Here is an 11,755-nt window from a genome sequence, read left to right on the forward strand (position 1 = left end):
CTTCCACTCCTTAAAATTTTATTCTCCCAAATGAAACCAGATGACTGTGCCAGTAGCCGGATTTTAGATCAGAATACTGAATACCGCTGTCATTCGAATTGAACATTCGACCTTCACCAACATAAATGCCGACATGAGTAATTGCCTTTCCTTCATATGTGCCGCCAAAGAATACGAGGTCACCCGGTACGGCCTGCTTTTCACTGATCTTTTTCGTTGCTCCATGCTGTTCCTGTGCTGTTCTTGGAAGAGTGATGCCAGCCTTCGCATATGACCATTGAACAAGTCCTGAACAGTCGAAGCCGCTTTTTGGGTTTGAACCGCCCCATACATATGGCTGTCCTTCATATTTCAGAGCTTCTTTCATAATGTTTTCATAGCCATCTATTGCGCCATCAACAGGCTTCACATCCTTATTAGAGCCTTTGAGATAGCGCATCACATGATCTACATAACTCGGATCACCGTAGCTTTTCCAGCCCATCTTAATGGCTTGAATACGACTGAAATCTAAAGCCAGTTTTTTTGTGTATTTGCCGCCGTGCTTCTTTACATATCCGATAAAGCCAGAGCCAAAGTTATACGATTGTAAAGCCAGCCGGACATCTCCTCCAGCTTCTTTAAACACTTTTTTAAAATGTTTGATACCGACTTCAATAGAATATTCCGGGTCTGTAATGGTATTTGGCGGCAACCCTATGCTTTCTGAACTTTGCATAATATCTAAAGAACGCCCACCACTTTCCTGCATGGTGAGCGCCATAATCACATTCACTTGATCATATACGCCCTCTTGACGAGCGTATCTTTCAAACGCAAATCGGAAACGTTCAACTTCCGGGGCAATGCCGATCGTTTCAAACTCTCCATCTCCGCCCCCGATTTCATCGTTTCCAACATCATGTTCTCTCGAAATCAACATAACGACAGCCACCCCCAAAAGAAAGAAGAGGATGACAGGAGTTGAACATATGAATATCCAAAGCTTTGTTTTTGACTTTGTCTTACTTAAAACTGTCATGTCCTTTCATCCTCTCTTAGTCTGTCTATGCCTTTCTCTGATGAGCGTCCGACAATGTCATGCAGGGGAAGAGTTTCCACCTTATTCACCACTTTTGGACTATTACGCTTCAGCGTCACAGGCTTTCCAGTGACCTTTTTTGGAACTTCACGATTTAAGAATCTGCTTTCACCGCTGGAAGACACAGATTGTTTTTTCTCCATAGAAAAACCATCTGTTCGGACTTTTGAAGGTGTCTCAGATGGTTTTATAACTGGTTGATTCGGCTGTTTATTCTCCTGCTTAACAGTTGAATACGGAGTGTGTTGTGTTTCTTTCTGAACCTCTTGATAAGCCAGAGAAACGTTCTCTCGTTGCATTTTTGCTACTTGATGACCATAACCCTTTGCCCGATGCTCTCTTTCACTCAATTGTTGTTGGTCTGTTCGTTCTTCTTCCGTCATCGTTTCTTGATGTAAAGGTGCTCTTTTTATTATTTCTTCTTCCTGCTGATGAAGATTTCCGTTCGTCTCATGAGAAGCAGCATTCTCAACAAATTGCCTTTGGTCAGACCGGTCTTTTTCATCCATCTTCTCTTGAAGCATTGGTGCACGCTTATAAGCGCCTTCCTGCTCTTCTTTCAAAACATCATCCATCATAGGAGCTTTAACACCTTCTCGCCGCCAGTCTCTTGTAGAAGAGTTAAGCTGTTGTTTTTTCTGTAATTCACTCGGCGTTAATCTAGGCTGTTCTTTTCTCATGTTTTGCGGCTTTCTTTCAAGTGCCTTTCTCTCTTGATCAGATGGCGGGGCTACAGATGCTTTTTCATTTTGTTGCGGCGTCCTCGAAATAGTTCCCTTGTTGAATCCAGTCACCATCCCCGGACTGCTTCCGCCTGCACTCGCTCCCTCAGAAGATGGCGATTCTTGATCTTCGAATCCGCCTTTTCCTTTTCTGTTGCCAAACACCTTTCCAATTTGTCCAATTGCCCCAGATAGTCTGCCTGCACCTTTTTTTGCGGCTTCCCAAGAAGGCTGTACATATTCCTTTCTCATGTTGTCTACCATGTTATTATCAACAGATACAACTTTTCCGGCAGTCACAAATTGAACAATCGAATCTCTTTTCTTAATTGCAATCCACATTATAGCCGCCAATACAACAGTGTTTAACAGATACATTCCAAAACCGTTAGGAGGGATGAGTGTATCAACCATGAAACAGAGGACATATACAAAAAGTATTAAAATACCCAACATTGCTTTTAAGAGATAAACGCTTCCCAAACGTCCTAAAGCAACAAAGCCCGACATAGCAAGTTGCGGGACATAGGCAATAATAAACGCAAACGGAATAAAAAATACAATCGCTAAGGCGATAATCTGTAATAAGAAACTGAGAAACGCCAAACCAAGAAAAGGGATTCCAATCGCTAACGCCGCCGCAACAGCTATAAACGATTCCCCCAACTGGTTAAACACATTTCCTATTGTCATTGCGTCATTTTTATATTTATCCGATTCATATTCCTTTATATATTTCATCTTCTCTTTCTGTCCTTCATCAGACAATTTATAGGACAACAGCTTATCAACACGACTTAACTCTTCTTTGCTGTCTCCTTTCTCATTGATTTTAGCCGCACTTGTTTGATCATAATTCACAATGAGATAGGGCTTTTTCAAGGCAATCTCAAAGTACACATTACGCATTACAGCGACTGTTCCTTCCATTTCCTTACCTTTCTCTATTTTTGAAGCATCAGCATAAATGCCCTCATTTTCTACTATTCCAATCAAACCGTTTCCTGCTTTTAACAGCTTCCCTTGTATCTCAACAGAAAGGGCATTCAATGCCTTCATGTAATAGCCAGCGTTTGATACCCATAAGCCCCCAATAACTAATACAACAATAAAAAGAATGCTACGTCTCATAGCATCCTTCACACTTCCTCTTACAAAAAATAGATACACAACATAACCGCCTACAAAGATAAAAAGCGCTTCCCCAAAATTCTTTTTCAGCGATTTATATACCGTTTTTGATACATTCGTGATGCTGTCCGCAAATTTATCTATCGGCTTAAGGTTATACATGACATCCATACCCGCATCGACCACACGAACGATATTTGCGGCAAAAGAGAATGTCACATTTGTCATCCCCACAAATGGTCCTTCAAGAAATTTATCAGATGCTTCATTATTCGCCTGATACCGGGAAATCGGAAATCGTTTCGACTCTAATTCAACGCCTCCCGACTTTTCAATTTTGGGCTGTGTGGTTATGTCTCCATCCGCCGCAATGGTAGACACTGCTGTAATGATGGTGAGAAACAGCAAAATGACAGCTGACACTATAAGAATTTTTTTCTTTTTCATGTCGTTCCTCCTAATCCAGCCTTGTCAGTAAATAGAACTGATATTTTGCGTTCGCTAAATCCCTTTCGGTCAGCACCTTCCATTCAGGAAAACGATCATACAATTTAAAACAAATTGCTTTTTGATACCTCATGTGCCTGAACATTTTGCGATTATGCTCCACTCTGATTCCTAGCAGCGCTTGCATAAATAGAGCCGTTGACCTGTGCCCAATAAAGCTTTTATAGCACCAACCGCAACGTTCTAACACTCCATACACTTCCTGTATCGTGATTTCGTCAGCCTTATAAAAACCAGAGTTGGTCAGTACCAAAGAATTTAAGAGCGCAACCTCCATTTCTCCATCCCCTTTATAAATATTTTTCCTCGGCGTATGCGACAGCTTTTTTCTCAACTGTTTTCAATGCGCCTTCCCATTCTTCAAACAGGCATTCAATTGATATTTTGGCAGTACGGCCATAATAATCTTTAAAGAGACATTGCCCCTGAAACATGGATTCCATCATTTTTAGATTCTCTTTTGTGACTTCCATGTTCATCCATTTCAACACGTCTTCACGTTCGTTCGGTTCATCAAAAGCAAAAGCAACACCAAAGTTACCGTTGTCCTCTTCTTTCAAAGCGTCTTTTGTAGACTGTGAAATAAAATACTCAGCGTTATTATAAGAGCGACCTATACGCCGCATTTGACGTTCGACTTTTTTCCCTTGCTGGGAAGTGGTGAATATCCACGCTTCATCTATAAACTCAACTGTCTGTTCATCTTGATTCATTCCAAACAGCTCACAGAATTTACCGAGCGCAAACATAACCGCACTTGATTTTAATTGTGTGGTTGTATAATTCTCAAATCGCTCCGAGTGCTCCGGCAAATCCATATTTTCCACTTCTAAAATCGTGATTCTTTCTTCAAGTGATAGAGCCGGATTTGATCCATCATGAATACATAATTTCAGGATGGAGTCCGCCACAACTTCATTTAAATAATCGCCTGCTTTTCTCACGGCTTCTTCCGGATGATTCTGCATTTCCTTCACGATATGGAGGGAGCCAACTTGTTCCCCTTTTTGTTTCATCTCAATGACATTTGATGTCGCACGTAGAAACGCCGTATTCACATCGTCTTTTCCTTTAAAGTCATAGACTTGCTCAAAGATGACTTGAACGAGGTCTTTCGCTTTCATAGGAGGGAGGAAGGAAATCGGGTCTAATGCGCCCCAGTTTCCTTTATCCTCATGATCTAACGTAATATAGTTGTATTTTTCTAAATGAGCGATATACAGAGGGAACTTTTCTCTGATCTCTTGATCGTTTAAAACTCGGCGTATCCATTTCCTCATTTCTTTTTTCGGGTCAATATAAAGCGCCTTAACGTTCAGCATGCTGATATAATTAAAAATCAATTTTGCGAGGTATGACTTCCCGTTCCCTGTGTCTCCTGTAATTAGACAGTGAGGAGAGCGTGTCTTCGATCCTTTTAACTGTTGGTTCGCTAAGAATGGGTGAAATAAGACAAAATCACGACTTGATAAAATGGCGCTTTCCAAGTCAGTATGTTCTATAAAGCGATCTACCCAAGCAAGAAAGAATCCTATTTTTGAACCTATATCAGAGTTAACAGCAAACAAACCTTCAGCCAGCCCATCTTGTGTTGTTTTTTGAATCCAGTTTTTATCCGTTATATCTAACTTTTCGCCGGGCAGCATCTTATAAAACAGTTTCAATTGATCCGCCACAGGAAGCCTGCATGTGATGCCTGCCCCTTTTAAATGACGCCTAACAATCGTAGCCTTTCGGGTACTGTCCTTTTTATCTTTGCCATGAACCACAATGACGGCCAGCCAGTTCATCAAGTACACTTCTTCTTTTTTTATTTCATCTTGCAGATGCCGCACCATCGTCGCACTTGTCACAGTTGAAACGTCACTGCGGTCACCTGTGCTATGCTGTTCACGCTGTTCCTCTTTCAATTGTTGCTTCTTGATATTTAGGGCTGGTTTAGTGATAGACTTCGATTCTGTCTGTGCCTTGATCTGTACTTCTACTGGAAACGGAAGAGCCTGCGCTTCATAAAACAAATCACTTTCAGACATGTTGTGCAAAAATTCATCAACGACAACAAAAGAAGTGAAGCCTTCATCTTGATCACTATGGAGATGTAATACAGAAGGGTTTGTAGGATCAATAAGTGTATTCGTGAGCGATCTGACGTTTCTAATCTCGCTTTCCTCTTCGATTCGATGCTTTAAGCCACGCACAAAATGATAACGATTCATATACGTCATTTCCTGCTTCGTCAGCCGTTCGCCCCGAATGGACGCCATTACATTGGCTAATGTCTCTTCAACCTCTTCATACTTATAAAAAAAGGAGGTCGGAACATTTTGTTCCCACCCCAACATTTTAACGACTGTATCAGTCGCCGTATTGAACAATGACAATACATTGTCTTTCATTTCAACGCTGATGTTAACAAGGCTGTTTTTCAATTTAATGCCGAAGATAAAATCATACTTGGTAAGCCGTCCTAAACGTTGTTCCAAGAGCCTTACCGTTTCCTCATTGTAATAACGAGCCACATCCAAAGCATCTTCGGCAAGATCAGATTCTAAATCCTCAAATCGTTTTTTCAACTCATATTCACTTGGATACATCATTAAATGAAAGTCATCATATGATGTAATTTCTTCGAATAAGTGTTTCCATTTTTGCTTGTAATTCTCGACTTTTTCTTTATTCTGCATTGGGATGGAACTGCTTTTTATGCGGTAATACGCCCAAACGTCTCCCGTTCTTGTCAATAACAGGTTGTTGTAAATGGCTTTCATCGGTGTTCTTAATTTCATTCGATTTTCCCACCACCTCTACTAATTTTCGGAACTCAATTTGTTTTTCATTACTTAAATCTACCTTGCGGTCATTACAAAACTTCTTTTCAGGAAGCTTAATCAGAAAATAGTATTTTGCAAAGTCAAAGAAATACAGATAGATGTTTTTTCCTTCCGGTTTAATTTTCGTTACAAGCATGGTTAACAATACCGGGGTACCAAAAATCACGATAAAGAATGTATTTTCAAAAGCGTGAGGGAAAATCATCCTCACGCCGTACCAAAAACCGAAGCATAGAGCCACAAAAATAAAGTAGTTGATTGCAGGTATCAACTCAATAGCAAACGGCAATGAAAAATTCTCGGTAAGCTGTTGAATTTTTTTCGGCTCCCGCATTGCCTTCCGATAATTAAAAACTAGACGCCCCACAATATCACTCCTTACAATTTGTTCATGAGTGCGTCAACCCAGCCGGAGAACTGCGACCAGTGACGAATAGTCCATGTAACAGCACTTCCTAGAACACAAGCCGCCACAATTCCGCCTATTTTCAATTTCACGAAGTGCTTAGCAGCCAAAGCAACGACAACAATCACAATAAACTGCGAGACAATGTCCAAAACCCAGCCTTTAACCCCGCTAAGAGTAGGGAGGCCAGCCCCCATAATCAAATGGTTGAATAAATCCATTTTGTTTTCCCCTTTCTAATTGTGTTTTAATTCATTCACATAAAATTGACCGCTGTTTTCTGTTAATTCGAGCGTAAAGCTTTCATTGACAGGTATCTCGTTTTCTTTTTCTTTAAATTGGACAGCACAAATAACCTCGAAACCTTTTTTCGTCCCGAAGATTTTAGCGCTTTTCACTTCACCGAATACAAGGCTTCCTTGAAGCGCTTCCGGCTTTTTCATCATATACACCATTTCTTCTTGTTTTTCAGAAGCATATTTTTCAAAGAAAGATGTAAGAAATGACTCAATCGCTTCCTTTTTATCTCCTGCGTATTCATCCCTCGTTTCTTCCTTCTCTGAAGCTGATACACTGCCCTTTAAGTCGTATATCTCAGTGAAGTAGGGGACAGCAGAGACAGCGAACGCATCGCCTTTATTGACTACAGGAATATTTAACAGCACTTGTTTTTCAGCTTTTTCATTTTCTGTGACTTTCTCCTTCACTTTCTTTTCCTTTTTTCCATCCTTTACTTTTTTCTCAACTTCTTTTTCTACCGGAAAGAGATTCGTATATGTCACTTTGTACTGAAAAAGCTTTCCTTTATCACCTTCTTTCACGTTATACAAGCTGTAATCATTTAGCTGACGATCTCCCTTAAAGCCATCCATATCGAAGCGATCGCCTTCATCAAAGCTTGTTTGTGTCTGTTTCACCATGTAACTCTCAAGATTCTTTTTTCTTTCGTCGATGGCGTCTTGATTGTTTTTCACGTTGATATATTCATTGATGAAGCCTGACAAGAAATTTTCAGCCGCCGTTGTAGACATATTCTGTTTTTCGCTATCAGCAGGCTTACTGGATTGATTCCTTAAATCATTTACAGCAGATCGGGTGTTAACAGACAACAAAACAGACAGGAGACAAAAGAGAAGTAATGCTCCTACACACGTCCACAACGTCCCTGCGACCAGCCGGGTACGGTCTCGCGGCACTTTTATATTTGCTTTCTCAGGCCGACGGACTTGTTTTATTTTTTTGAAAGCAGCCTTAAAAAATGATTCTTCTTTTTTCTCGTTTTCATTTTCCTTTTGAAGCATCTTTTCACCCCTTTAAGCTGTGCCTTTCTCACTTTCAGGCTGTTTTATTTTTCGGGATAGCCTTAATATAGAACGAGCGATTTTTTCATAATTCGGCTCATTTACATCCCCAACAAGGAACTTTACAGGCCTACCATTAATACTTTTCAAGACTTCCCTCATCTTAAAACCTCGCTTTCTATTTGCCTTGTACTCTCAAGGAAAGATAAAAAGGATGCTACACGAAGTAACACCCTTTTTATGGCTTGATTCTCTATATACACTTTTACACTTGTCATTCGTCCATCCGGTAGATACCTCGTTTTATAAAAGGTGTATCTGTACTCAGAAAAACCTTTGACCCTTTGACCTTCCACAACCAACATACAATCTCTGCTTAGACTCCTTACAAAAACCAACGACGGGATACCTACGTTAAACCCCAAGCTCCTGAATTGATCGTCAACAGCAGACATACTGCTCACCCCTTATCTAAGTGAGCACTTTCAAATTCCACGTTTTTTCCTTCTGTTTCACCATCTTCATCTTCTAAGATGTTGAACATTACAAACAGCTTCCTTGTGTAATTCTCTACAACGGTTAAGATTTCAACTGAAAATCGTTCAGCTTCTCTTGTGTAATAAATGACGTAGTCCTGCATTTTCTCTACTATACTTTCAGCATCATGCACACATCCAAGTGCCTCCAATGCACTTTCCAAAGCCGCCCGATTGAGAAGATTGACATTATTCACCTTTATTCCTCCCTCATGCATGAATTATTTGAATAAGACGCTATTATTTTCTCCTTCCTTAATTTTTTCGACGCTTAGCACTATAAGACCAGGAGTCAATGACTGACGCCTATCCAAAACAAGCACTTCTATGACTCGCTTCGTACACTCGCCCTTCCATTCATGAAGGCACAAAACATCATTGGCCTTATAAATATTTTCGCTGACTGTAACCTCTGTAGCCCCTTTAGAAATAGCTTCAAACTCTTCCGGAAGTATCTTTAGATGATGCACTATCATGACAGCACACCTTTCTTGTTTAATATCTTGGGTTTCACCCAAACCCACCAACGGTAGCCCGTTGGATCGCTAATAATCTATCCCCCTATTCCCCCGAATCATCGGGGGACTCCCTCGCCGGTAGGCAGGAACAAACGGTTGTTTGTTCAATGCCAAGAGGGTTTTGGTGGCGCTGAATATGTCAACTCCTTATCCTCACTTCGTTCCGGTACCGTTGACACATACGTTTAATCGCATCACCTGTGCTTAAGAGCGATAGCAGTCTATTTAAACCTTTAAACGACCATGTCCGCCACTTCAGCAAGAAACACATCCAGCATCTTTTCTTGTTTCTCTGACAGCTCGGCTTCCATAATCATGTTCGAGAGGTCATTACGTCCCAAGTGTTGGTCAGCTTCCAGCACCATTTTCATGGTGGGGGAACATGAGTTTTTCAGCCAGTTCCTTGTTTTTTGGTAAAAGTCTCTTTGCGGCTTCATGTACAGTTGAAGTTTCCCTACATCACCTATAAATTCAGACCAAAAAAGGCTCGTTTTCCAATGCTCCCGAGTGACTTCCTCGTCAGCATCAACGAACCTTACATAATTATTAATGATCTGCATGGCGACTAATGTTAAGTCTTTCGTTTTCATCAAAGCATCAATTGCGGCTTGCGCCCGTTCACTTTTTAAGCGCAATTCATAGCGATTCCAATTGCCTAATTCTTCTAACGGGATATTGTATTTTTCAGCTTGTTCATAATTTTTCTCATAAAAACAGAGGTACGCTTCTGATTTTTTTGAGCCGAAATAAATTGTCGTTCCGCCTGTTACGCCATCCGATAAATCGAATGAGCCATTGAAATCAGATTTCCTAAACCGTGAAATACATTCGCCCTTTTGGGCTTTTTTCAACAATTCCGGTATTGAAAAGTATGTTTTTTTATCGTCAATTGCCAGATCAAGGCGAGTAAATGAACCGCCATTCTGTATACAGTCTTGAAAGAAATCAAACCATGTTTTCTTCCGGCAATCTAAGAACGACTCAAATTGTCGACAGCCTTGACCCGATAACTCGATCAGAATACCCCTATTATCTCCGGGCGGAGAGTAAAAAACCTTGATGAAGTCCAGTTCAAACGTTCCGACATATCCGTAAAAGCCGTTTGGCTTTTCTGTCATGAAATCTTTGTTCAAGTGAAGAATGTTCTCGATAATGTGATCAACATCATGCGTTTTGAAAGTCACACGAATATAGTCAACCATTGATGTTAAAGGCTTTTCAGCGTTTTCTTCTTTTTCTTTTACGATTACTACCCCCCTGTTAGCGTGGGGGGGTTTTTGTAGTTCACTCACTCGCTTCGCTCCTTCGCTCACCGCTGGCCGTCTGGTCGCTTACGCTGCCGCTGGCGACTGCCGTCGCCTGCGCTCCCTCGACTCCAACCAGCGATTCCTTAATAGATGACATGAAATCATACCCCTTCGGCACAATTGGACTGTAAAACTCTAAAACCGAACCTGTGCCGACATCGGCATATCCTCGCCCTGTCACTTTTTTATTCACAAACGCTTTGTCAACATCACCAAACATCATTCCGTAACCTGTATCAGACATCAAGCCTAACGATACACGGAAACTAAACTGATCTCGTATTCCGTCCGCTAGATATTTTGCATCCGGACGCTGTGCCCCTAAAACAAGAAAATAACCAGCTTGTCGTCCCAACATAACCAATTGTTTCATGTAGGATAAAGCATCATTCCTCTCTTTCATGTCCAGCAAATCCATGAACGCCACGTATTCATCAAAGAAGATAAATACAGGCTTCAACCCTAAATAGGCATAGTTTTCACCCGTCTTGTAATTGGGCATTTTCTTCATTTCATCCATTCGCTCCATCATGCCATCAACCGACTTTCTCAAACACATAAGGATGCCATTTTTCTGCGAATAGACTCTTTTCGGCAACACCTCTTCCAAGTCGGCTAAATCGGCATTTTTCGGGTCTAAGATTTTCAGATCGGCCCCAAGCCCTACACACGCTTTTATGATCGTTAACATGAAATAAGTTTTCCCTCCGCCTGTACCGCCGGAGATCAGCATATGCGGCAACTTATCAAACTTCCACGACACATGTTTCATTAATGGCAAGACACCATCTTTCGCCACTGCGTCATCTATTGAAATTCGGTTTTTCTTCACATCATAAAGCAATTTAAAGCAGACAAAGCCTTCTTCCATTTCTTTATCCACCAGGTCACAAAATAAGCCGTTTTCCAAATCCTTTCCCAAGTCTAGGAAGCGATTCTGAAAACGGCCCATGTCCATAGCTATACGGATATAAATGTGATTGTCTTTGACTCGATAATACATTCTTGGAAAGTAAGTGATTTTTTCTTTAGCAGCCGTGTCATTCGAAAACAGCTTTTTCACTTGAACGCTTTCCTTTTCATAAAACTTATTCGAAAAGATCATCCTCGCAATTTTTTGCCTATGATACAGCTTTTTATACGCATCATGAAACAGAAAATAAGCTAGGATGACAGCTCCCGCCGCGGATAAAAGAGAGCACAGCACACTTTTAATTAGCAACGGGACATTCCATTCAAATTGCTTTACGGTTTTCATAACATCCAAGTGGAGCAAATGATCTTCCCAGAAGAAAAACATAGATAATAAAAAAACAGGTACAAATATGATTGCACCTGTCATTATTACATTGTTTCTCATTCTAGGCCGGATTCGAACCCCCCTATACTTCCAAAGCATTGTTCTAAGCCTAGAA

Annotated in this window: 12 protein-coding genes; all 12 read right to left on the bottom strand. The window is 40.9% G+C overall.

What is annotated here, in order from left to right; all coding sequences use genetic code 11:
• Positions 1–10: 10 nt before the first annotated feature.
• Positions 11–1,021: a bifunctional lytic transglycosylase/C40 family peptidase gene (locus tag BZ167_RS07010; protein ID WP_077391992.1), complete on the bottom strand. Its 1,011-nt coding sequence runs from the start codon at positions 1,019–1,021 to the stop codon at positions 11–13.
• Positions 1,018–3,381, bottom strand: coding sequence for a CD3337/EF1877 family mobilome membrane protein (locus BZ167_RS07015; RefSeq protein WP_077391993.1), 2,364 nt, complete (start codon positions 3,379–3,381; stop codon positions 1,018–1,020). The genes BZ167_RS07010 and BZ167_RS07015 overlap by 4 nt, the downstream gene beginning before the upstream one ends.
• Positions 3,382–3,391: 10 nt before the next feature.
• Positions 3,392–3,718 (bottom strand): YddF family protein, encoded by a 327-nt coding sequence (locus tag BZ167_RS07020; protein WP_077391994.1) that lies wholly within the window; start codon positions 3,716–3,718, stop codon positions 3,392–3,394.
• A 13-nt stretch (positions 3,719–3,731) separates the two neighbouring features.
• Positions 3,732–6,227, bottom strand: coding sequence for an ATP-binding protein (locus BZ167_RS07025; RefSeq protein ID WP_156886062.1), 2,496 nt, complete (start codon positions 6,225–6,227; stop codon positions 3,732–3,734).
• Entirely contained in the window at positions 6,115–6,639 is a 525-nt protein-coding gene (locus BZ167_RS07030; protein WP_077391996.1) for a conjugal transfer protein, read from the bottom strand. The genes BZ167_RS07025 and BZ167_RS07030 overlap by 113 nt, the downstream gene beginning before the upstream one ends.
• An 11-nt stretch (positions 6,640–6,650) precedes the next feature.
• Positions 6,651–6,899, bottom strand: a complete 249-nt coding sequence (locus tag BZ167_RS07035) for a hypothetical protein (RefSeq protein WP_025649948.1) — start codon at positions 6,897–6,899, stop codon at positions 6,651–6,653.
• Positions 6,900–6,914: 15 nt separating this feature from the next.
• Complete coding sequence (locus tag BZ167_RS07040) at positions 6,915–7,979, bottom strand: conjugal transfer protein (RefSeq protein WP_077391997.1); 1,065 nt, start codon at positions 7,977–7,979, stop codon at positions 6,915–6,917.
• Between the two features lie 158 nt (positions 7,980–8,137).
• Positions 8,138–8,434: a hypothetical protein gene (locus BZ167_RS07045; RefSeq protein WP_077391998.1), complete on the bottom strand. Its 297-nt coding sequence runs from the start codon at positions 8,432–8,434 to the stop codon at positions 8,138–8,140.
• 5 nt (positions 8,435–8,439) lie between these two features.
• Positions 8,440–8,712 (bottom strand): hypothetical protein, encoded by a 273-nt coding sequence (locus tag BZ167_RS07050; RefSeq protein ID WP_077391999.1) that lies wholly within the window; start codon positions 8,710–8,712, stop codon positions 8,440–8,442.
• Positions 8,713–8,736: 24 nt separating this feature from the next.
• A complete protein-coding gene (locus tag BZ167_RS07055) occupies positions 8,737–8,991 on the bottom strand; it encodes a DUF3850 domain-containing protein (protein WP_077392208.1) in 255 nt (84 codons plus the stop codon).
• A 275-nt stretch (positions 8,992–9,266) separates the two neighbouring features.
• Complete coding sequence (locus BZ167_RS07060; RefSeq protein WP_077392000.1) at positions 9,267–10,325, bottom strand: replication initiation factor domain-containing protein; 1,059 nt, start codon at positions 10,323–10,325, stop codon at positions 9,267–9,269.
• Entirely contained in the window at positions 10,318–11,739 is a 1,422-nt protein-coding gene (locus tag BZ167_RS07065; protein ID WP_100001222.1) for a DNA translocase FtsK, read from the bottom strand. Before BZ167_RS07065 ends, BZ167_RS07060 begins: the two co-directional genes overlap by 8 nt.
• Positions 11,740–11,755 lie beyond the last annotated feature (16 nt).

The sequence above is a fragment of the Bacillus sp. 275 genome (assembly GCF_001999205.1).
GTDB classification, from domain to species: domain Bacteria; phylum Bacillota; class Bacilli; order Bacillales; family Bacillaceae; genus Bacillus; species Bacillus velezensis.